Here is a 21,703-nt window from a genome sequence, read left to right as displayed (position 1 = left end):
CCGCGATTTTCCGTCATGCGCAAAGATCAGCCATGCCGTATGGCGACGGTCTTCAGCGTGGTAAAGCCGTAGAGCGCCTCGAAGCCCTTTTCGCGGCCATGGCCGCTGGACTTGACGCCGCCGAAGGGCAGCTCCACGCCGCCACCGGCGCCGTAGTTGTTGATGAAGACCTGGCCGCAGCGCAGGCGCCGCGCCAGACGCAGCTGGCGCGCGCCGTCGCGCGTCCACAGGCCGGCCACCAGGCCGTAGGCCGTGCCGTTGGCCAGTTGCACGGCATGGTCCTCGTCATGGAAGGGCATGGCGCAGAGCACGGGGCCGAAAATCTCTTCCTGCGCCAGCCGGTGCTCGGGCGGCACGTCGCGCAGCAGGGTGGGCGCCTGGTAAAAGCCGCTGTCGGGCGCATCCTCGACGATCTGGCCTTGCGCCACCACGGCAATGCCGGCCACCTGGGCGTCGGACAGGAAATCCCAGACGCGCTGCTGCTGGCTGGCGCGGATCAGCGGCCCCAGGTCCAGGTCCATGGCGGCCGGGCCCACGCGCAGCGCCTCGAAGGCCTGGCCCAGGCGTTCGAGCAGCGGCTCGTAGATCAGCGAGTCGATCAGCACGCGCGAACCTGCCGAGCAGGTCTGGCCCGCGTTCTGCACGATGGCGTTGACGATGGCGGGCACGGCGGCATCAAGGTCCGCGTCTGCAAACACGATCTGCGGGCTCTTGCCGCCCAGCTCCAGCGTGACGGGGCAGTGGCGCTCGGCAGCCGCCTGCTGGATCAGCGTGCCCACGCCGGGGCTGCCCGTGAAGCTCAGGTGGTCTACGCCGGGATGGCGCGCCAGGGCCTCGCCCACCTCGTGACCCAGGCCGGTGACCACGTTGAAGGCGCCGGCTGGAAAGCCTGCCTCGGTGGCCAGCCGCGCCACGCGCAGCACGGACAGGCAGGCGTCTTCCGAGGGCTTGACCACACAGGTATTGCCCGTGGCCAGCGCCGCGCCCACGCTGCGCCCCAGGATCTGCATGGGATAGTTCCAGGGCACGATGTGGCCGGTCACGCCGTGGGGCTCGCGCCAGGTCAGGGCGCTGTAGCCCTGCTGGTAGGGCAGGGTCTCACCGTGCAGCTTGTCGCAGGCGCCGGCATAGAACTCGAAGTAGCGCGCCAGCGCCAGCACGTCGGCACGGGCCTGGCGCGTGGGCTTGCCGCAGTCGCGCTGCTCAATGGCCGTGAGCTCATCGGCATGCTGGAGCACGCTGCCCGACAGGCGCATCAGCAGGCGACCGCGCTCTGCGGCAGAAAGCTTGCTCCAGACGCTGTCCTGGCACTCGCGCGCCGAACGCACGGCCAGGTCGATGTCCTGGGGCGAGCCGCGCTGCAGCTCGTCGAAAGCCTGCCCGTCCGATGGGTCCAGCACGGGGATCGTGCGTCCCGACTCCGTGGGCACGGACGCATTGCCGATGTAGTGGTATTGCATGGAGCCCGATTGTGGGGTGCCCGCGCCGCTTGTCCAGTCCCGGGCGTTGCTGCGTCCCCTCGATCGCCTTGGTGGCTACAGCGGCTTCAGTGGCTTCAGTCCTCGGGCCAGCCCGCGTCGCGCAGGCCCTGCCGGTCCAGCACCTCCATCTTGCCGCGCCGCAGTTGCAGGCAACCGGCCTGCTGCAGCTCCTGCAGGATCTGGTTGGTGGTCTGGCGCGACAGGCCCAGCATGCGCGCCAGCTGTTCCTGGGAAACATCCAGCTCGCGGCGCCAGCGCTGGCGGCCCTGGCCGTCCGGCTGCCACTGGTCAAAGCCTTCGGCCATGCGCACCAGGCGCCGCGCCAGGCGCTGCGGCGCAGGCAGCAGCGTGTGCTCCTCCAGCGCCATCAGGCACACGCGCAGCTTGTCGGTCAGCAGCAAGGCCAGCACCTGCCAGTGTTCGGGATGGGCCGCCAGCCATGCCTGCAGTGGGGCCTGGGGCACGTGCAGCACGGTGCAGGCCGTGGCTGCCTGGGCATCGTGGGTGCGCTCGGCTCCATCGAACAGCGCGATTTCCCCCAGCCACATGGGAGGCTCCACCAGGGTCAGCAGCGCCGTGCGGGCCTGCTCGCCGCAGGCAGCCGTTCCCGAGATGCTGAGCGCGCCACGCGCCACCGCATACAGGCCGCAGGGCGGGTCGCCGCGCCGGAACAGCCAGTCGCCTGCCGCCAGCGTGCGGGGCTGGGCCAGTGCCTTGAGCTGTGCGCCCAGCTCCGGCGGCAGGGCGTGGAACCAGCGGCCCGCCTCGATGGTGGCCCAGAGATCGGCCATGCCCGGCGGGCCGGCCGCAGCACGGCGCCGTACGCCGCGCGGGGCGGCGTGGGCTGCCGGAGCTGCCGGGGCGGGTGCGGGTAAGCCCGAGGTGTGCGATGAGGCTTGTGTCGGATCCATGACAGACGCCAATCCTTGATGACACCACCATGGTTGCGCAACATCCACCGCAGGTGCAGCCTATGAAAACCCTCATCGACCAACTGTCCCAGTACGCGGACTATCACCGTGATCCACGCAACATCCTCACGCACTTCGTCGGCGTGCCGTTGATCATGTGGGCGGTGGTGATTTTGCTGGCCCGCCTGCAGTGGGCTGCCCCCTTGGGCGAGGGCCTGCCCGAGCTGCCATTGAGCCTGGCCCTGCTGGCGGCACTGGCGGCAGGCATCTACTACTGTCTGCTGGACCTGCGCTACGGCATCGCCATGGCCCTGGTGCTTGCCCTGATGCTGGCGCTGGCCCAGCCCATCGCCATGCTGCCGATGGGGGCTTGGCTGGGCTGGGGCCTGGGCATCTTCGCCGTGGGTTGGGTGATCCAGTTCGTGGGCCATTACTACGAGGGCCGCAAGCCGGCTTTCCTGGATGACATCGTGGGCCTGGTCATTGGGCCGCTGTTCGTGCTGGCCGAGCTGGGCTTTGCCCTGGGCCTGCGCCGCGAAGTGCAGCATGCGGTGGAGCAGCGCAGCGGTCCCGTGCAGCGGCGCGCGGGCGGCGCACACGCCTGAAAACGGCCCGGGCGCTGCAAGCTTGGCGCAGGCTTGCCGCCGTAGCATGGCAGGCGTTCCTGCGGAGCCATCCGTGGGGGCGTGTGCCTGCGCCTAAAATCACGCTGCTATCCCCCTGCGGGGGCTTTTTTGTTTCAACTCTCCTCATCCATCATGTCTTTCGACAAAGTCACACCGGGCAAGAACGCTCCTGAATCCTTCAACGTCGTGATCGAGATCTCGGCCAACTCCGACCCCATCAAGTACGAAGTGGACAAGGAAAGCGGCGCCGTCTTCGTGGACCGCTTCATGGGCACGGCCATGCACTATCCGGCCAACTACGGCTATGTGCCCCAGACGCTGTCCGGCGACGGCGATCCGGTGGACGTGCTGGTGATGACGCCCTTCCCGCTGCCCCCGGGCGTGGTCGTGGCCTGCCGCCCCATCGGCATCCTGCTGATGGAAGACGAGTCCGGCGTGGATGGCAAGGTCCTGGCCGTGCCCACGCAAAAGCTGCTGCCCGCCTACGACAAGATCAACACGCTGGAAGACATCCACGAGATCACCCTCAAGCAGATCCAGCATTTCTTCGAGCACTACAAGGACCTGGAAAAGGGCAAGTGGGTCAAGGTGCTGGGCTGGAAGGGCGTGGACGAGGCCAAGAAGGAAGTCGTGGACGGCATCGCCAACTACAAGGGCTGATCCTTTTCACTCCCGTTGAGGGAGTCTCAACTGCGCTGAGGTAAATGCCCGCTTCGCAGTTGATACAATTTGAAACGCACCCGTTGCCTACGCGCCGGGTGCGTTTTTTGTTTTGTCGTGGATCAGGGTTTGGACAGATCAATCAGGCGCTGGTGCGAGCCATCAGCCCGGGAGCGAGCAAATGAAGTTGGCAGATTGGCGCATGGGCACGAAGCTGGGCATGGGATTCCTCGTCATGGTCCTGTTCTCGGCCATCCTGGGGGCGGTGGCCTGGTTGCAACTGGCGCAGATGCACCGCAACGCATTGCATTTGTCGGATGTGGCCCTGCCCAGCATGTTCCATGCGGGCGCCATGCGCTCCGAGTACAACCGCCTGCGCCGCCACGAGGCCGGCATCGCCTCGGCGCGCAGCCTGGGCGAGGTCGATGGCTTTGCCAAGCAGGTGCAGGACCGGCTGCAGACCATCGGCGAGCATGAGACGGCTCTGCGTGCGCTGATAGACCAGCAGGCCCTGCGCGCGGCCTTTGACGACTACCTCGGCTTCAAGCAGCAGTTCCTGGCCATGCATGCGCGCCTGCTGGAGCGCGCGCGTGCCGGCAACTATTCGACCACCGAGGAGCAGGCCTTCATGGCCGACGAGATGGGGCTGATGTTCGCCGGCGAATCCGAGGCGCAGTTCGGCAAGCTGGCCGAAAGCGCCGGCCGCCTGCTGACCCTGCAGCGCGAGGCGGGCGAGCAGGCCCGCCAGCAGGCGCAGGCCGGCTTTGACCTCGCCCGCATCTGGGTGCTGGGCACGCTGGCCGTGGTGGTTGCCATTGCCGCCCTGGTGGGCTGGGCCATCACGCGTGCCGTGACCGGCCCCGTCGCCCAGGCCGTCCATGTGGCGCGCAACGTGGCGGCCGGCCATCTGGAGACGCCGGTCACCAGCCGCCGCCGCGACGAAATGGGCCAGCTCATCAACGCACAGGAAGACATGCGCCGCAAGCTCGCCGAGCTGGTGGGCGAGGTGCGTGGCAACGCGCAGGGCGTGGCACTGGCCGCCGGTGAGATCGCCCAGGGCAATGCCGATCTGTCGGCGCGCACCGAAAGCCAGGCCAGCGCGCTGGAGGAAACGGCAGCCTCCATGGAGCAACTGGGCGCCACCGTGCGGCAGAACGCCGACAGTGCGCGCCAGGCCAACCAGATGGCGGCCTCCGCATCGGGCATCGCCGCGCGTGGGGGCGAAGTCGTGGCCCAGGTGGTGGACACCATGAAGGGCATCAACGACAGCAGCCGCCAGATCGCGGACATCATCGGCGTGATCGACGGCATTGCCTTCCAGACCAATATCCTGGCGCTGAACGCGGCCGTGGAGGCGGCCCGCGCTGGCGAGCAGGGCCGGGGCTTTGCCGTGGTGGCGGGCGAGGTCCGTTCGCTGGCCCAGCGCAGCGCCGAGGCGGCCAAGGAGATCAAGGCGCTGATCCAGGCCAGCGAGCAGCGCGTGGAGCAGGGCACGCAACTGGTGGACAAGGCCGGCGAGACCATGTCGGAAATCGTCACCGCCATCCGGCGCGTGACGGACATCATGGGCGAGATCAGCGCGGCCAGCAGCGAGCAGAGCGCGGGCGTGGCCCAGGTGGGCGATGCCATCACGCAGATGGACCAGGCCACGCAGCAGAACGCGGCCCTGGTGGAGCAAAGCGCCGCCGCCGCCCAGTCGCTGCAGCAGCAGGCACAGGCCATGGTGGCCTCGGTCTCGGTATTCCGCACGGCGGCTGCCGATGCGCCAGCTGTCACTGTGGCGACTGCCGCAGCATCGCGCGCAACGGTTGTTGCCTCCCTGGCATCGCGTCCGGCCCTGGCTCCCATGGCCGCCGGGCCGGCGCAACAGATCGCTGCGGCCACCCCGGCCAAGGCCACCAAGGCCACCAAGACGACCACCGCCGACGATGAGGAGTGGGCCGCGTTCTGAGGCCTCACGCGCAGCTGAGCTTCCTTTTCTGGCGGCCCCATGCTTTGCATGGGGCCGCTTTCCTTTGCGTCTGCCGCTGAGCTGGCGCAAGACGGGAGCGAGAGGCTGTGGCACAAATCTGCCAGTGAAGGTTTCTGCCTACTACCAGTCCCTGAACTTGTCCTGAACAATGCCTGGATACTGGCAGAATGTAAGTGGATGTAGTCCTATTCTTACAGCGTGAACAATGGCGGCTTCTGGTGCCGCTCCCTAGGAACGAAGGGGTATCCCGTGATCACCTTGTTCTCATGGCCGCCACGCCTGGCGGTAATCAGTCTTCCAGCGGACCGCGCCACCGCGGTGGCTCTCCCTCTCCGATCCTTGCCCACAAGCCGACTTGCGCGGTTGCGGCAGATCTGTTTTTGCGAAGTCCGCGCCGGGCCTGGCTGACGCCTGTCCATGGCGCAACACAAAGCTAGGCACAACAAGATGGCAGGACTTCGACAAGAAAGATGAACGTGAAAAACCTCAAGATCTCAACGCGCATGCTGGGCACCTTCGGCCTGCTGGTGGTGCTGCTGCTGGCTGTGGTGGCTGCGGCGCTGGTGCAGTTGCGCGCCATGCGCGCCAGCATGGAAGTCATCACGGGCAACGCCATGCCCAGCGTGGAAGTGATCAACCAGATCGGCACCGATGTCGTGCGCACGCGCCTTCTGGAAGTGCGCCATGTCAACAATGACGATGCCGCCTACAAGACCGATTCGGAAAAGCAGCTGGAACAACTGCAGCGCCGCCTGGCCGAGCGCAAGAAGGCCTATGAGCCGCTGCTGTCATCGGACGAAGAACGCAGGCTCTACGCGCAACTGGTCCAGGAGCGCGAGCGCTACCAGCAACTGAGCCAGCAGGTGCTGGCGCTGTCGCGCCAGGGCGAGAAGGAAAAGGCCCAGGCGGTGCTGGGCGGCGAGTCGCTGAAGCTCTACAACGATTCGTCGAACACGCTGGATCTGCTGGTCAAGCTCAACAGTGATGCCGCCTTGCAGGAAAGCCGCAACGCCGAGGCCGTGTACGGGCGCTCGGTCGTCGTCCTCAGCGTGGCGGCGCTGGCTGCCGTGCTGCTGGCCGTGCTGGCCGGCCTGTGGCTGACGCGCTCCATCCGCGCGCCGCTGGCGCATGCGGTCGATGCCGCAGACCGCGTGGCCAACGGCGACCTGGGCGGGACCATCCGCATCGACCGCCATGACGAAACCGGCCTGCTGCTGGGCGCGCTGCAGCGCATGCAGTCCAGCCTGGTGCAGACCGTGCGCAGCGTGCGCCAGAACGCCGAAGGCGTGGCCTCGGCCAGCGCGCAGATTGCCTCGGGCAATGCCGACCTGTCCAGCCGCACGGAAGAGCAGGCCAGCGCCCTGGAGCAGACGGCAGCCTCCATGGAGGAGCTGGGCTCCACCGTGCGCCAGAACGCCGACAACGCACGCCAGGCCAATCAACTGGCGCTCAATGCATCCAGCGTTGCGCGCCGTGGCGGCGACGTGGTGGCCGAGGCCGTGGAGACCATGAAGGGCATCAACGACAGCAGCCGGCGCATCGGCGACATCATCGGCGTGATCGACTCCATTGCTTTCCAGACCAACATCCTCGCGCTCAATGCTGCCGTGGAGGCGGCCCGCGCAGGTGAGCAGGGTCGGGGCTTTGCCGTGGTCGCGGGCGAGGTGCGATCGCTGGCGCAGCGCAGCGCCGAGGCCGCCAAGGAAATCAAGGCGCTGATCACGGCCAGCGTGGAGCGTGTGGAGCAGGGCTCGCAACTGGTGGACCGCGCAGGCACGACCATGACCGAAGTGGTGGCCGCCATCGGCCGGGTCACCGACATCATGGGCGAGATCAGCTCGGCCAGCACCGAGCAGAGCTCCGGCGTGGCCCAGGTTGGCGAAGCCGTCACGCAGATGGACCAGACCACGCAGCAGAACGCGGCCCTGGTCGAGGAAAGCGCGGCCGCCGCTGCCTCGCTGCGCAAGCAGGCGCAGGACCTGGTCGAGGCCGTGGCCGTCTTCCAGTTGCCCCGTGGCGCCACGGACAGCCATGCGCATGTGCCGCACAGGGTGGCGGCACCGGCCAGCCCCGCAGCGCGCCCCGCAGCCCCGCCTGTCCGGCCTGCCCCACCCGCCAGCCCTGCGCGGCCTGCGGCCCTGGGCGGCGGCGGTGCGCCTGCAGGCGGCGAGACGCTGGCACGCCGGCTTGAGCGCGATGCCACGCCCCCCATCCGGCCGCGCGCCGGACCCACGCAGGCCGGCAAGCCGGCACCACGCCAGCCCGGCCAGGGCGATGACGACTGGGAAACCTTCTGAGCCCTACCCCTGGCGCAGCGGGCTGTGGGCCTGCAGCTCCTGCAGATAGCCGGCCATGCCCTCGCCCTCGCGGTCCAGAAAGCGCGAGATGGCATCGGCAAAGGACGGGTGGGCAATCCAGTGGGCGCTGGGGGTGACCACGGGCAACAGCGCCCGTGCCATCTTGTGCTCGCCCTGCGCGCCTCCCTCGAAGTGCGCAATCCCGCGTTCTATGCACCAGGCGATGGGCTGGTAGTAGCAGGCCTCGAAATGCAGGCAATCCACGCGCTCCAGTGCGCCCCAGTAGCGGCCGTAGGCCGTTCCCTGCGGGGTCTGCGGCGCGTGGGCGCGTCCGCCTGGATGGCCCGCTGACAGCCTTGCGGCCGCAGCATCCAGCGCGATCAGGCTGCAGGCCATGGGCTGGCCGTCGCGCTCGGCGATGAACATCAGCCAGGCCTCGGGCATCTGGCGCGCCATGGCCTCGAAGAAGGCCGGTTCGAGGTACGGGGCGTTGCCATGCTCCAGGTAGGTTCGCTCGTGGCAGCGGTAGAAAAAGGCCCAGTCCTGTGCGCCCATGTCCGGCCCGTGCAGGGCGCGAAAGCGCACGCCGGCCTCATGCACCTTGCGCCTTTCCTGGCGTATCTTCTTGCGCTTTTCCTGGTTCAGCGTCGCCAGAAAGTGGTCGAAATCGCTGTGCCCGGCGCCATCGGCGCCCTGGTTGCTCCAGTGGAACTGCACGGTGCTGCGCTGCATCCAGCCGTCGGCATCGCAGGCTGCCAGATCCTCGGCATCGCTGAACAGCAGGTGCAGCGAAGACAGCTGCTGCGCCTGGGCCCATTCGCGCACCGCGCGCACCAGGGCTGCACGCAGCAAGGGCGTGCGCGCCAGCAGGCGGCTGCCCGGCACGGGCGTGAAAGGCACGGCCAGCACGCCCTTGGGGTAGTAGTCCAGCCCGTGCTGGGCGTAAGCACGTGCCCAGGCAAAGTCGAACACGTACTCGCCATAGGAGTGCGCCTTGGCGTAGACCGGGCAGGCGGCGACCAGCTCGCCGCCCTGCCAGAGCGTGACCACGCGGCCGGCCCAGCCGGTTTGCGGCACGGCGCTGCCGCTGGATTCCAGCGCGCTCAGGTACTCGTGGCGCATGAAGGGAGTGGGCGCGGCCTGCGATGCCAGCAGCGCATTCCAGGCCTGGGCATCGAGCTGCTGCACGCTGTCCAGCACGCGGGTGATAATTGCGGTTTCAGCCATGCCATTCCTTGCAGGCCGGTGTGACGCGCGCTGCCGCCTTTCGCTGTGGGGTGGCCTTGTCGGCCCTGTTGGCTCCATTGCATTCCATGACGCTCTCCATCTGCACTGCCCAGCTCAACTTTGTCGTGGGCGACCTGCCCGGCAATGTCCAGAAAATCATTGCCGCAGCCCGTGAAGCTTATGCCACGGGAGCACGCTTGCTGCTGACGCCCGAGCTTGCCCTGTGCGGCTATGCGGCCGAAGACCTGTATCTGCGCCCCGCCTTTCTGGATGCCTGCGACCAGGCCGTGCAGCAGCTTGCGCTGGAGACCGCGCAATGGCCGGGCCTGGCGCTGGTGCTGGGCCATCCCTGGCGCGACCAGGGCGCCGTTGGCGCGTTGCGCAATGCGGCCAGCGTGCTGCGCGACGGGCGCGTGGAATGCAGCCATGCCAAGCAATGCCTGCCCAACTACGGCGTGTTCGACGAGCAGCGCTACTTTGTTGCCGGCCAATCGCCCTGCGTGATCGAAGTGCAGGGCGTGCGCGTGGGCCTGCTGATCTGCGAGGACGCCTGGCATCCCGAACCCGCACGCGCCGCCGCCCAGGCCGGCGCGCAATTGCTGGCCGTGATCAATGCCTCGCCCTTTCATGAGGGCAAGCAGGCCGAACGCGAAGCCACGCTGGCCGCGCGTGCGCGCGAGACCGGCCTGCCCCTGGTCTACGCACATCTGGTTGGCGGCCAGGATGAAATCGTCTTTGATGGCTGCTCCTTTGCCGTGCAGGCGGACGGCTCCATTGCCGCGCGCGCGCCGGCCTTTGCCGAGGCCTTGCCGCGGGTGGAGGTCCGCACGGGCGGGCATGCGCTGGTGCTGTCAGGCGAGGTGATTGCGCAGCCAGGGCACCTGCCGGCGCTGTGGTCCGCCCTGGTGCTGGCCGTGCGCGACTACGTGGGCAAGAACCGTTTCCCCGGCGCCCTGCTGGGCCTGTCGGGCGGTATCGACTCGGCCCTGGTGCTGGCGATTGCAGTCGATGCCCTGGGCGCGGACAAGGTGCATACGGTGATGATGCCTTCGCCCTATACGGCCGACATCAGCTGGATCGATGCGCGTGACATGGCCGAGCGCGTGGGCGTGCGCTATGACGAAATCTCCATCGCACCGCAGTTCGAGGCCTTCAAGGCCGCCCTGGCCCCGGCCTTCGCGGGCCACGCCGAGGACACGACCGAAGAGAATCTGCAGGCCCGCATCCGCGGCACCCTGCTGATGGGCCTGTCCAACAAGTTCGGCTCCGTGGTGCTGACCACGGGCAACAAGAGCGAGATGTCCACCGGTTACTGCACGCTCTATGGCGACATGGCGGGCGGCTTTGCGGTGATCAAGGACGTGCTCAAGACCGAGGTCTTTGCGCTGGCGCGCTGGCGCAATGCCAACGATCCGTTCGGCACGGGTCTGGACCCCATCCCGGATCGCATCATCACGCGCCCGCCCAGCGCCGAACTGCGCCCTGACCAGAAAGACCAGGACAGCCTGCCCGCTTATGAGGTGCTCGATGCCATCGTGCGCCGTTACATGGAAAATAACGAAAGCATCGCCTCCATCGTGGCCGACGGATACGCCAGCGCCGATGTGGAGCGAGTGACGCGCCTGATCCAGATCAACGAGTACAAACGCCGCCAGGCGCCCGTGGGGCCGCGACTGACGCGCCGCAGCTTCGGCAAGGATTGGCGCTACCCCATAACCAACCGCTTTCGCGCTTGAAGCACCTGAGGCGGCGGGGTTTCCCAGCCAGCCGTCTTGCCCCGTATTGCATGCACTGAGGAGTTCACCCCATGAAAATGATCACCGCCATCATCAAGCCGTTCAAGCTGGAAGAGGTCCGCGAGGCACTGGCCGACTGCGGCGTCAACGGCCTGACCGTCACCGAGGTCAAGGGCTTTGGCCGCCAGAAGGGCCATACCGAGCTTTACCGCGGCGCTGAGTACGTGGTGGACTTCCTGCCCAAGGTGAAGATCGAGGTCGTGGTCCGCACCGAGGACGTGGACCGCTGCGTGGATGCCATCGTCAACGTGGCGCGCACGGGCAAGATCGGTGACGGCAAGATCTTCGTCACGGCCGTGGAGCGCGTGGTGCGCATCCGTACCGGCGAGCTCGACGACGGAGCCATTTGAGTCCGATAGCAGGGCAGGGCGCATTCGGCGCCCTGCATTCCTGATATCTCGACGCTGGCGGCCATCCTCTCAAGGGTGGCCGTTTCCGTTTCCGCTTCTGTTCAGATCACGGCGCGCAAGGGCGCAGTCTCCAGGCCCGTGCCGGCGTTCTGCACCAGGGATTGCAGCAGCGTGGGGATGTCGCTGCCGCTTTCGATCAGTCCCATCTGCCACTCGCCCATGAAGCCATGGCCCACGCAGGTCTGCAGGAACTGCAGCATGCTGTCGTAGTAGCCATCCACATTGAGCAGGCCGATGGGCTTGTCGTGGTAGCGCAGCTGGCGCCAGGTCCAGACCTCGAACAATTCCTCGAAGGTGCCTATGCCGCCGGGCAGGGCGACGAAGGCATCGCTGCGCTCGGCCATCATGGCCTTGCGCTCGTGCATGGTCTGGACGATGTGCAGTTCATCGCAGGCATGGTTGGCCAGTTCCTTGTCCACCAGCGCCTGCGGAATCACGCCCACGACGCGGCCGCCGGCCTGCCGCGTGGCCTCGGCCACCTCGCCCATCAGGCCGCTGCGGCCGCCTCCATAGACCAGCTGGCCGCCGTGCTCGCCGATCCAGCGGCCGGTGGCGCGGGCCGCCTCGATGAATCCGGGCTGGTCGCCGGGGCGCGAGCCGCAATACACACAAATGGAAAACGTGGGATTTGTCATGCAATGAACCGTTGATAGAGGGCGGCCAGCCAGACGCCGGCGCACAGCAGCAGCGCCAGCATCACGGCCGCGCTGCCCATGTCCTTGGCCTGCTTGGACAGAACGTGCCATTCGGGGCCTATGCGATCGACCACGGCCTCGATGCCGCTGTTGAGCAGCTCCACGATCAGCACCAGCAAGACGGTGCCCGCCAGCAGTGCGACCTCGATCCAGCTGCTTCCCAGCCAGAAGGCGGCAGGGATCAGCACGATGGCGGCCAGCGCTTCCTGGCGGAAGGCTTTTTCATTCCATCCGGCGCGAAGGCCTGAGAGCGAATAGCCTGCTGCGTGCCAGACACGCGTCAGGCCTGTGCGGCTTTTCTGGGGATTGACAGGTGCACTGTCGGTCGGGTCGGGAGATGCGGCGGGCATGCTTGCGAGTGTAGGAGATGCGACGCTGCCTCTGGGCCTGTCAGCGCTTTTTCCTGGGGGCCGGGGCCTGGTGGATCAACTGGGTGCCAGCCCATGCGTCATGCCAGAACTGCCGGCGCGGATGAAAGCGGCTGAGCAGCGCCCAGAGCGCCACCCACAGCACCAGCAGCATCAGCGTGGTCAGTGCGGGCACGCCGGTCGAATAGGCAGCCAGCGGCGGCAGCAGCCAGATCCAGCTGAACACATAGCGCCGCAGCGCGCGCAACTGGCTGACGGGCTGGCCCGCTGCATCCACCAGGCGGATGTGCCAGGTTTTCATGGCCAGCGTCTGGCCCTTGGACCAGAACCAGACGAAATAGATGCCCAGCACCACGAACATGAAGGCCTGCAGCGCATGGCGGTTGTCCATGGCATTGCGTGTCTGCGACAGGGTGCCGAACAGATAGCCTGCAATGAAGACCACGCCGAACAGCAGCATGCCCTCGTAGAGCCAGCAGGCCATGCGCCGCGCCAGTCGCGGGGCCATCTGTGGGGAGGCTGCGATTGCGGCTGCCGTGGTGGAGGCGGGGGATGTGGCGTTCGTCATGCGGACGGGGAGATCGGTGCGTCAGTGCGTCAATGCGAGAGGGGCGCTTCGCCGTGCGATGGCTGGGATGCAGCATCGGGGCTGTCATGCAGTTCCATGGGCGGCAAGGGCATGGGCGTGGCCGAGGGCACTTCCACCGGCGCCGTCTCCACCAGCGCCGGCGGGCGCACGGGATGGGTTTCCACGGCCGCAGGCGATGGGGCAGGGGGTACCGGAAGCGGCGGGTTGTAGATGGTGGCGGGCGGAATCTTCGGCGGATTCGGAATGGTGGCCGGAGCCACCGAGGCCGCCGGAATCCGCGCCAGCCGCTTGGGCGCAACGGGCTCTATGGCCGTGGCGGCGCCCTTGGCCTTGGGCGCGGCGCGCGCGGCCAGCAGGCGTTTTTCCTCGTCACTGAGCGCCTGGTAGGCCTCCCACTGGGCACGCTTGTCCGTGGCCAGGCGGTTGGTCAGGGCGAAATTCAGGCGGGCCTGGCTGCGCTGCTGGGCGCTGAGGCTGGACCAGGTCTGCATGCGATCGCGCAGCTTTTCCTGCTCTTTTTCACTGAGCTTGTCCCAGCCCTCGGCCAGCGCCATCCAGCGGCGCTTTTGCAGCGCATCCATCATGGACCAGCGCTCGGACAGGGGTTCAAGCACACTGCTCTGCGCTGGTGTCAGCTCTGCCCAGCGCGGGCCGGAGGCCAGGTCCGTGGCGCGCTGGCGTGTGGCTGCATCACCGTGCAGGGTCTTGGAGGCTGCGATCGTGGCCGGCGAGACGGTGCTGGGTGCCAGCCGTACCTGCTGCACGACGCGCCAGCCGGTCCAGGCCAGCGCCATCAACAGCACCGCCGCCAGGATGGCGGCGGCTGAGCGGTGGAACGCGGCGCGTGAATCAGTGGGCATGCAGGCAGGCAAGGCGGGGATCAGCGTTCCGTGTTGGTGGCCGAAGTCTTCAGGTACTGGATGAAGCCGGGGTCGGCATAGGCGGCGGGCGGCAGATCATCGGTCAGCAAGGCGGTATCCACCTCGGCAACCTCGGTCAGACCTGTCTGGTCCGTCTGCACGTTGACGACCACCAGGCCAACGATCAACGCCAGCACCGGCACGGCCGAGATCAGAGCGCGCCACCAGGTGCCGCCCTCGTCGCCCGAGCCCAGCGTCAGCGTGCCGCCCTGGGCCTGGGTTGCGCTGGCAGCCTGCAAGGGCGCAGCGCGCAGTTCGCGCCGGCGAACGGAAAGGGCGCGCTCGCGCCCAGCGCGCAGCCGCTCGGTGATGTCGTATGGCAGCAACGCCTCGCCGTCACCCAGGCGCGCGGTGATCCGGCGTGCGATGCGGTCGGCCGCCATTTCGCTGTGGAGAGTGAGAGTGGGCGCAGTCTTCATAGCTCGATTCCTTTGGCCTTCAGTGCCTTGCTCAATGTCTGGATGGCGCGGAAACAATGTGTTTTTACACTTCCTTCGGAACACCCCATCGCGGCAGCGGTCTCCGCGACGTCCATCTCTTCCCAATAACGCATCAGGAAAGCTTCGCGTTGACGTGCTGGAAGCTCCTGTATCTCTTTTTCAATGCTTTGCAAAATCTGGGCCCGCTCGGTCAGATCTTCGGCGCTGCGGGCGGTTTCGCCGTTCTGGCCGGAGTCGGCATAGGTTTCGAGCCAGTCGAAGTCCGCATCGTCGCCGGCCGACGCCTCCAGGTCGCTCATGCGGGTGAAGAGGGCGTTCTGCGTTTTTTGCCTGCGAAACCAGTCCAGCGTGCTGTTGGACAGGATGCGCTGGAACAGCATGGGCAGCTCGTTGATGGGCTTGTCGCCATAGTGCTGCGCCAGCTTGAGCATGCTGTCCTGCACGATGTCCAGCGCCGCCTCCTCATCCCGGACGTGAAAAAAGCTGCGCTTGAAGGCTCGCTTTTCTACGCTTTTGAGGAAGTCGGATAGTTCTTGCTCGGTTGCCAAAAGGAACGCAGGCCCGGATGAGGGGCTCGTTGATGAGGGGCTGAACGGGTGCGGGGCCTGATTATCGCACCGCACTGTCAATTTTTTTCGCAGGATGGCGCGCAGGCTTGTTGCAGTGCGATAATGTCTGCTGCAATTCAAAAAGGCAAACGGGTCACGGTCCGGCGTTTACTCACTCGCCCATGTCTGTTGGTCCTAAGTCCCGCACCGGCCTCACAAGGGCTTCAGGCAAGGGGCACCCAAGGTTTTTCGTTAGAGAAATTCACAAAGGTTGATCATGGAAATTTCCAAAGCCGAGTACTCCAGCGCGGCAGCAGCGGCGTCGCAGTCCCATGCATCCCAGGAGCTGATGGGCTCCGAGATCCTCGTCAAGTCCTTGCAGGCCGAAGGTGTCAAGCAGCTTTGGGGCTATCCGGGCGGTGCGGTTCTGTACATCTACGACGCCCTCTACAAACAAGATTCCATTCAGCATGTGCTGGTGCGCCATGAACAGGCGGCCGTGCATGCGGCAGACGGTTTTGCCCGTGCCACGGGTGAAGTCGGCGTGGCCCTGGTGACCTCGGGTCCCGGCCTGACCAACGCCGTGACCGGCATTGCCACCGCCTACACCGATTCCATTCCCCTGGTCGTGATCAGCGGCCAGACCTCGACGGCCTACATCGGCACCGATGCGTTCCAGGAATGCGACACCGTCGGCATCACCCGCCCCATCGTCAAGCACAACTTCCTGGTGAAGGATGTGCGCGAGCTGGCGGACACCATGAAGAAGGCCTTCCACATCGCGCGCACCGGCCGTCCCGGCCCCGTGGTGGTGGACATTCCCAAGGACGTGTCCTTCAAGAAGGCGCTCTACGCCGGCTACCCCGAGAAGGTGGAGATGCGCTCCTACAACCCGGTGCGCAAGGGCCATGCCGGCCAGATCCGCAAGGCGCTGCAGTTGCTGCTGGCCGCCAAGCGACCCTATATCTACACGGGCGGCGGCGTTCTGCTGGGCAATGCCTGCAACGAGCTGCGCACGCTGGTGGACATGCTGGGCTACCCGGTCACGCATACGCTGCTGGGCCTGGGCGCCTATCCGGCCAGCGACCGCAAGTTCCTGGGCATGCTGGGCATGCACGGCACCATCGAAGCCAACAATGCCATGCAGAACTGCGATGTGCTGCTGGCGGTGGGTGCACGCTTCGATGACCGCGTGATCGGCAACCCCAAGCATTTCATGTCGGTGGAGCGCAAGATCATCCACATCGACATCGATCCCTCTTCCATCTCCAAGCGCGTGAAGGTGGACGTGCCCATCGTGGGCGACGTCAAGGAGGTGCTGACCGAGCTGATCTCCATGATCCGCGAGGCAAGTGCCCGTCCCGACGCAGCGGCCCTGGGCCAATGGTGGGAGACCATCGAAGGCTGGCGCAGCCGCGACTGCCTGCAGTACAGCCGTGGCGATGGCTCGGTCATCAAGCCGCAGTACGTGGTGGAGACGCTGTGGAACATGACCCGCGACGCCGATGCCTACATCACGTCCGACGTGGGCCAGCACCAGATGTGGGCTGCGCAGTACTACCGCTTCGACGAGCCGCGCCGCTGGATCAACTCCGGCGGCCTGGGCACCATGGGCGTGGGCCTGCCCTACGCCATGGGCATCAAGCTGGCCAAGCCTGAATCCGAGGTGTTCTGCATCACGGGTGAAGGCTCCATCCAGATGAACATCCAGGAGCTGGCCACCTGCCTGCAGTACAACACGCCGGTCAAGGTGGTGTCGCTGAACAACCGCTACCTGGGCATGGTGCGCCAGTGGCAGGAGATCGAGTACTCGGGCCGCTACAGCAGCAGCTACATGGACTCGCTGCCCAACTTCGTGAAGCTGGCCGAGGCCTATGGCCACGTGGGCATGCTGATCGAGCGCCCCGAGGACGTGGAGCCCGCCCTGCGCGAGGCACGCAAGCTCAAGGACCGCACGGTGTTCATGGACTTCCGTACCGATCCCACCGAGAATGTGTTCCCCATGGTGCAGGCCGGCCGTGGGATCACCGAGATGCTGCTGGGAGCTGACGACCTCTGAGCATGGTCCCTTGCGGGATTTGCCCGGGTTCATTCCTGCCGCATCCGTTCCAGTGAGCCGTCCTCGAGGCGGCCCCTTTGACGAATCTATTGCCTGCCAAGCCCGACGTTTACCGGCGCCGGGGGAGGGCAGCGAAAAGAGGAATCTTTCTTTCATGAAACACATCATTGCCGTGCTGCTCGAAAACGAGCCGGGAGCCTTGTCGCGCGTGGTGGGCCTGTTCTCGGCCCGCGGCTACAACATCGAATCGCTGACCGTGGCCCCCACGGAAGACGCATCGCTGTCGCGCATGACCATTCAGACGAATGGCTCCGAAGACGTGATCGAGCAGATCACCAAACACCTGAATCGCCTGATCGAAGTCGTCAAGGTTGTGGACCTGACCGAAGGCTCCTATACCGAGCGCGAGCTCATGATGGTCAAGGTCCGCGCCGTGGGCAAGGAACGCGAGGAGATGAAGCGCATGGCGGACATCTTCCGCGGCCGCATCATCGACGTGACCGAAAAGAGCTACACGGTCGAGCTGACCGGCGACCAATCCAAGAACGACGCCTTCCTGCAGGCGCTGGACCGCACGGCCATTCTGGAAACCGTGCGCACCGGCTCCTGCGGCATCGGCCGCGGCGAACGCATCCTGCGCGTTTGATGCGCTGCAACGCACCTGAAACCTGTCCCCTTCCCCTTTTCAACCCCTACACACACGAAGCCTGGAGCCAACATGAAAGTTTTCTACGACAAGGACTGTGACCTGAGCCTGATCAAGGGCAAGACCGTTGCCATCATCGGCTACGGCAGCCAGGGCCACGCACACGCGCAAAACCTGAACGAAAGCGGCGTGAAGGTCGTGGTCGGTCTGCGCAAGGGCGGCGCTTCCTGGGACAAGGTCGCCAAGGCTGGCCTGACCGTCGCGGAAGTCGATGACGCCGTGAAGTCCGCCGACCTGGTCATGATCCTGCTGCCGGATGAGAACATCCCCGAGGTCTACAACAACAACGTGGCCCCCAACATCAAGCAAGGCGCCACGCTGGCCTTTGCCCACGGCTTCAACATCCACTACAACCAGGTCGTGCCCCGCGCCGATCTGGACGTGATCATGGTCGCCCCCAAGGGTCCTGGCCACACCGTGCGTTCCGAGTACCTGAAGGGCGGCGGCGTGCCTTCGCTGATCGCTGTGTACCAGGACAAGTCCGGCAAGGCCCGTGACCTGGCCCTGTCCTATGCCATGGCCAACGGCGGCGGCAAGGGCGGCATCATCGAGACCAACTTCAAGGAAGAAACCGAGACCGACCTGTTCGGCGAGCAAGCCGTTCTGTGCGGCGGCGCGGTGGAACTGGTGAAGATGGGCTTCGAGACCCTGACCGAAGCCGGCTACGCTCCCGAAATGGCCTACTTCGAGTGCCTGCATGAGCTCAAGCTCATCGTGGACCTGATGTACGAAGGCGGCATCGCCAACATGAACTACTCCATCTCGAACAACGCCGAGTACGGCGAGTACGTGACGGGTACCGAAGTCATCAACGACAAGTCGCGCGAAGCCATGCGTGCTGCCCTCAAGCGCATCCAGACCGGCGAATACGCCAAGATGTTCATCCAGGAAGGCCGCACCAACTACCCGAGCATGACGGCCCGCCGCCGCATGAACGCCGACCACGCCATCGAGAAGGTCGGTGGCCAGCTGCGCGCCATGATGCCCTGGATCTCCAAGAACAAGCTGGTTGACCAGAGCCGCAACTGAGATTGCTGCATTCCATCTTGCCTGGGTCGCGCAAGCGGCCTACGCAAGGTGCAGGACAAGGCCACCCCGATGGGTGGCCTTTTTCGTGCAGGGAAGGGGGGCGGCGCGCAGGTACACTGACCCTTTCGGGGCGGCGCAGTCCGCTCCCTTAGAATACTATCGTTTTAATAGCTGCCCGCGCCCGTAGGCGCTGTGCTGGAGGCTGGATTGATGCAAAACCACAATGAGTCCAACGAGATTGAGGGCGTGGTGGTGCGCAAGCGCCGCAAGGGTATCTACATCCTGCCCAACCTGTTCACACTGGCTGCGCTGTTCGGTGGCTTCTACGCCATCGTGATGGCCATGAATGGCCGCTTTGAACTGGCTGCCGCAGGCGTGTTCTGCGCCATGGTGCTGGACAGTCTTGACGGGCGCGTGGCACGCATGACCAATACGCAAAGCGCCTTTGGCGAACAGATGGACTCGCTGTCGGACATGGTGTCCTTCGGCGCCGCTCCCGCCTTGATCGCCTATGAGTGGGCGCTCAAGGGCATTGGTCGCTGGGGCTGGATTGCCGCCTTTGTCTATTGCGCCTGCGCCGCCCTGCGGCTGGCGCGTTTCAACGTGAATACCGGCACGGTGGACAAGCGCTGGTTCCAGGGCCTGCCTTCGCCTGCCGCGGCGGCGCTGGTCACGGGCTTCATCTGGCTGCTGGACGAAGCGGGCCTGCTGCGCGGACAGGATGCTTGGCTGAGCTGGACGCAGATCACCTGGATCATGTTCTTCCTGACGCTGTACGCGGGCCTGACCATGGTCACCAATGTGCCGTTCTACAGCTTCAAGGACGTGCACTTCAAGAAGAGCGTGCCGTTTGCCGCCATCGTGCTGATTGCGCTGGGCATTGCCATCATCAACATCCACCCGCCCATCGTGCTGTTCGGCGTGTTCCTGCTCTACGGTTTCTCGGGCTATGGCGTCTACGCCTGGCGCAAGGCCAAGGGCCAGCGCACCAGCGTCATCAGCACTTCGACCGACGAGCCCGAGGAGCGCGGCCTGCACAAGTGATGCGGCGCAGCATCTTCACAGCCTTTGTGAACCTGTGCTAAAGTCGTCCGAATGCAATACCTGTCGCTAGCTCTACTACTGATGTCCAACGGGCAGAGACAGTAGCGCGCGCGTACATACCTACTTTCACGGCCCGTTTGCACCAGCGACGGGCCGTTTTGCATTTGTGGGGTCGCTGGAGCAGGTGGGTCTTGTTTTTACCTAGACGATAGAAAGCACTTCAGCCATGTTGCAAAACCCTTCGACCAAGTACCGTCCGTTCGCTTTCGCTCCCGTGCGTCTGCAAAATCGCAGCTGGCCCGACGCGACGATTACCAAGGCTCCGATCTGGTGCAGCGTGGATCTGCGCGATGGCAACCAGGCGCTGATCGAGCCCATGGACATCGATCGCAAGATGCGCATGTTCGAGCAGCTGGTGAAGATCGGCTTCAAGGAGATCGAGGTCGGTTTTCCCTCCGCTTCGCAGGTGGAGTTCGACTTCATGCGCAAGCTCATCGAGGAAAACCGCATTCCCGATGACGTGACCATCCAGGTGCTGACCCAGGCGCGCGAGCACCTCATCCGCCGTACCTTCGAAGCGCTCGAAGGCGTGCCCCGTGCCATCGTCCATCTGTACAACGCCACCGCGCCCGTGATGCGCCGCGTGGTGTTGAACATGAGTGAAGACGAGATCGTCGAGCTGGCCACCACCAATGCCCGCATGTTCAACGAGATTGCTGCCGGCTACCCCCAGACGCAATGGACCTTCCAGTACTCGCCCGAGATGTATTCGGACACCGAGCTGGAGTTTTCCAAGCGCGTCATCGATGCCGTCACCGATGTATGGCAGCCCACGCCCGAGCACAAGTGCATCATCAACCTGCCCACCACGGTGGAGCATTCCACGCCCAATCTGTTTGCCGACATGGTGGAGTGGACGCACCGCCACATCCAGCGCCGTGATTCCATCGTGCTGTCCGTCCATCCCCACAACGATCGCGGCACCGGCACGGCCACGGCCGAGCTCGCGCTGATGGCCGGTGCCGACCGCCTCGAAGGCTGCCTGTTCGGCAACGGCGAGCGCACGGGCAACCTCGACGTGGTCAACGTGGCGCTGAACATGTACATCCAGGGCGTGTCGCCCGGGCTGGATTTCTCCGATATCGACGGCATCCGCAGCACGGTCGAGCATTGCAACCAGTTGCCCGTGCACCCGCGCCATCCCTACGTGGGCGACCTGGTCTACACCTCGTTCTCTGGCTCGCACCAGGATGCGATCAAGAAGGCCTTCGCCGACCGCAAGGAAGGCGACGTCTGGGACATGCCCTATCTGCCCATCGATCCCAAGGACCTCGGTCGCAGCTATGAAGCCGTCATTCGCGTCAACAGCCAGTCGGGCAAGGGTGGCATCGCCTATCTGCTTGAAAGCGAATATGGCCTCCAGTTGCCGCGCCGCCTGCAGATCGAGTTCAGCCAGGTCGTGCAGCGCGAGATGGATGCCAGCGGCAAGGAATTGGCTGCCGCCGACCTGTGGAATCTGTTCCAGCGCGAATACGGCCTGCAATCCGTGCAGGCGCCGCACTACCGGCTGAGCGAGAACGATGGTGTGGTCAGCCTGTCGGCCGACTTGGCCGTCGAGGGCGGCAAGCGCACGATTGAAGCCGAGGGCACGGGCCCGATCGATGCCTTCGTGCAGGCGCTGAGCGAGCACAGCGGCCGCGCAGTACGCGTTCTGGACTATGCCGAGCACGCCATTGGCGAAGGCGCCAACGCCAAGGCCATCGCCTATGTGGAACTGCGCGTGGACGATTCCCACGTGTGCTACGGCGTCGGGGTCGATGCGAATATCGTCTCTGCCTCGTTCCGGGCCATCATGTCGGGCTTGCAGCGTGTTCCCTCCGCCGAGAATGCGGTGGAGCAGGAGGCGGTCGCCGCCTGAATTTCGT

General features: G+C 65.6%; 20 protein-coding genes. 11 read left to right on the top strand and 9 right to left on the bottom strand.

Annotated features, from left to right (window positions below; all coding sequences use genetic code 11):
* Positions 1–26 precede the first annotated feature (26 nt).
* Both A4F85_RS05745 and A4F85_RS05740 read right to left on the bottom strand, forming a co-directional pair.
* Positions 27–1,460 (bottom strand): aldehyde dehydrogenase family protein, encoded by a 1,434-nt coding sequence (locus A4F85_RS05745; RefSeq protein ID WP_063325915.1) that lies wholly within the window; start codon positions 1,458–1,460, stop codon positions 27–29.
* Between the two features lie 95 nt (positions 1,461–1,555).
* Positions 1,556–2,392 (bottom strand): Crp/Fnr family transcriptional regulator, encoded by an 837-nt coding sequence (locus A4F85_RS05740; RefSeq protein ID WP_013801494.1) that lies wholly within the window; start codon positions 2,390–2,392, stop codon positions 1,556–1,558.
* 62 nt (positions 2,393–2,454) lie between these two features.
* On the opposite strand from A4F85_RS05740, the gene A4F85_RS05735 reads away from it, so the two are divergent.
* From A4F85_RS05735 to A4F85_RS05720, 4 genes are all read left to right on the top strand, one after another.
* A complete protein-coding gene (locus A4F85_RS05735) occupies positions 2,455–2,997 on the top strand; it encodes an Mpo1 family 2-hydroxy fatty acid dioxygenase (RefSeq protein WP_063325914.1) in 543 nt (180 codons plus the stop codon).
* Positions 2,998–3,150: 153 nt separating this feature from the next.
* Positions 3,151–3,678 (top strand): inorganic diphosphatase, encoded by a 528-nt coding sequence (gene ppa, locus A4F85_RS05730; protein ID WP_013801496.1) that lies wholly within the window; start codon positions 3,151–3,153, stop codon positions 3,676–3,678.
* 181 nt (positions 3,679–3,859) lie between these two features.
* The gene (locus A4F85_RS05725) at positions 3,860–5,629 is read left to right on the top strand and encodes a methyl-accepting chemotaxis protein (protein WP_063325913.1); all 1,770 of its coding nucleotides are present in this window, start codon (positions 3,860–3,862) and stop codon (positions 5,627–5,629) included.
* 491 nt (positions 5,630–6,120) lie between these two features.
* Positions 6,121–7,947 carry a methyl-accepting chemotaxis protein gene (locus A4F85_RS05720; protein ID WP_082848114.1) on the top strand — a complete coding sequence of 609 codons (1,827 nt, stop codon included), beginning with the start codon at positions 6,121–6,123 and terminating at the stop codon, positions 7,945–7,947.
* Positions 7,948–7,950: 3 nt separating this feature from the next.
* Here the strand turns inward: A4F85_RS05720 and A4F85_RS05715 are convergent, their stop codons facing one another.
* Positions 7,951–9,174: a GNAT family N-acetyltransferase gene (locus A4F85_RS05715; protein ID WP_063325912.1), complete on the bottom strand. Its 1,224-nt coding sequence runs from the start codon at positions 9,172–9,174 to the stop codon at positions 7,951–7,953.
* Positions 9,175–9,260: 86 nt separating this feature from the next.
* On the opposite strand from A4F85_RS05715, the gene A4F85_RS05710 reads away from it, so the two are divergent.
* Positions 9,261–10,910 (top strand): NAD+ synthase, encoded by a 1,650-nt coding sequence (locus tag A4F85_RS05710; protein ID WP_063325911.1) that lies wholly within the window; start codon positions 9,261–9,263, stop codon positions 10,908–10,910.
* 71 nt (positions 10,911–10,981) lie between these two features.
* A complete protein-coding gene (locus A4F85_RS05705) occupies positions 10,982–11,320 on the top strand; it encodes a P-II family nitrogen regulator (protein WP_012206673.1) in 339 nt (112 codons plus the stop codon).
* Between the two features lie 101 nt (positions 11,321–11,421).
* Here A4F85_RS05705 and A4F85_RS05700 read toward each other — a convergent pair whose 3' ends face one another.
* Genes A4F85_RS05700 through A4F85_RS05675 form a run of 6 tightly spaced genes read right to left on the bottom strand, consistent with a single transcriptional unit; the run spans position 11,422 to position 14,940 of the window.
* Positions 11,422–12,015, bottom strand: a complete 594-nt coding sequence (locus A4F85_RS05700; protein ID WP_012206672.1) for a TIGR00730 family Rossman fold protein — start codon at positions 12,013–12,015, stop codon at positions 11,422–11,424.
* Entirely contained in the window at positions 12,012–12,425 is a 414-nt protein-coding gene (locus tag A4F85_RS05695) for a diacylglycerol kinase (protein WP_043819740.1), read from the bottom strand. Before A4F85_RS05695 ends, A4F85_RS05700 begins: the two co-directional genes overlap by 4 nt.
* A 40-nt stretch (positions 12,426–12,465) precedes the next feature.
* Positions 12,466–13,011 (bottom strand): RDD family protein, encoded by a 546-nt coding sequence (locus tag A4F85_RS05690; RefSeq protein WP_034396055.1) that lies wholly within the window; start codon positions 13,009–13,011, stop codon positions 12,466–12,468.
* A 29-nt stretch (positions 13,012–13,040) separates the two neighbouring features.
* Entirely contained in the window at positions 13,041–13,892 is an 852-nt protein-coding gene (locus A4F85_RS05685) for a DUF3106 domain-containing protein (protein ID WP_013801503.1), read from the bottom strand.
* A gap of 20 nt (positions 13,893–13,912) precedes the next feature.
* Complete coding sequence (locus tag A4F85_RS05680; RefSeq protein ID WP_063325910.1) at positions 13,913–14,371, bottom strand: DUF3619 family protein; 459 nt, start codon at positions 14,369–14,371, stop codon at positions 13,913–13,915.
* The gene (locus A4F85_RS05675; RefSeq protein ID WP_013801505.1) at positions 14,368–14,940 is read right to left on the bottom strand and encodes an RNA polymerase sigma factor; all 573 of its coding nucleotides are present in this window, start codon (positions 14,938–14,940) and stop codon (positions 14,368–14,370) included. The genes A4F85_RS05680 and A4F85_RS05675 overlap by 4 nt, the downstream gene beginning before the upstream one ends.
* Before the next feature lie 277 nt (positions 14,941–15,217).
* On the opposite strand from A4F85_RS05675, the gene A4F85_RS05670 reads away from it, so the two are divergent.
* The 5 genes from A4F85_RS05670 to leuA all read left to right on the top strand — a co-directional run bounded on the left by A4F85_RS05670 (position 15,218) and on the right by leuA (position 21,696).
* Positions 15,218–16,999, top strand: a complete 1,782-nt coding sequence (locus A4F85_RS05670) for an acetolactate synthase 3 catalytic subunit (protein ID WP_043819761.1) — start codon at positions 15,218–15,220, stop codon at positions 16,997–16,999.
* Positions 17,000–17,153: 154 nt separating this feature from the next.
* Positions 17,154–17,645: an acetolactate synthase small subunit gene (gene ilvN / locus A4F85_RS05665; RefSeq protein ID WP_012206665.1), complete on the top strand. Its 492-nt coding sequence runs from the start codon at positions 17,154–17,156 to the stop codon at positions 17,643–17,645.
* A 72-nt stretch (positions 17,646–17,717) separates the two neighbouring features.
* A complete protein-coding gene (gene ilvC / locus A4F85_RS05660) occupies positions 17,718–18,734 on the top strand; it encodes a ketol-acid reductoisomerase (protein WP_012206664.1) in 1,017 nt (338 codons plus the stop codon).
* Positions 18,735–18,944: 210 nt separating this feature from the next.
* Positions 18,945–19,778 carry a CDP-diacylglycerol--serine O-phosphatidyltransferase gene (pssA, locus tag A4F85_RS05655; RefSeq protein WP_012206663.1) on the top strand — a complete coding sequence of 278 codons (834 nt, stop codon included), beginning with the start codon at positions 18,945–18,947 and terminating at the stop codon, positions 19,776–19,778.
* 226 nt (positions 19,779–20,004) lie between these two features.
* Positions 20,005–21,696 carry a 2-isopropylmalate synthase gene (leuA, locus tag A4F85_RS05650; RefSeq protein WP_063325909.1) on the top strand — a complete coding sequence of 564 codons (1,692 nt, stop codon included), beginning with the start codon at positions 20,005–20,007 and terminating at the stop codon, positions 21,694–21,696.
* The last annotated feature ends 7 nt before the right edge of the window (positions 21,697–21,703 follow it).

The organism is Delftia sp. GW456-R20 (assembly GCF_001622915.1).
Classification (GTDB): Bacteria; Pseudomonadota; Gammaproteobacteria; order Burkholderiales; family Burkholderiaceae_C; genus Comamonas; species Comamonas acidovorans.
Note: the sequence above shows the minus strand (reverse complement) of the source record. Positions and strands in the feature narration are given on the sequence as shown.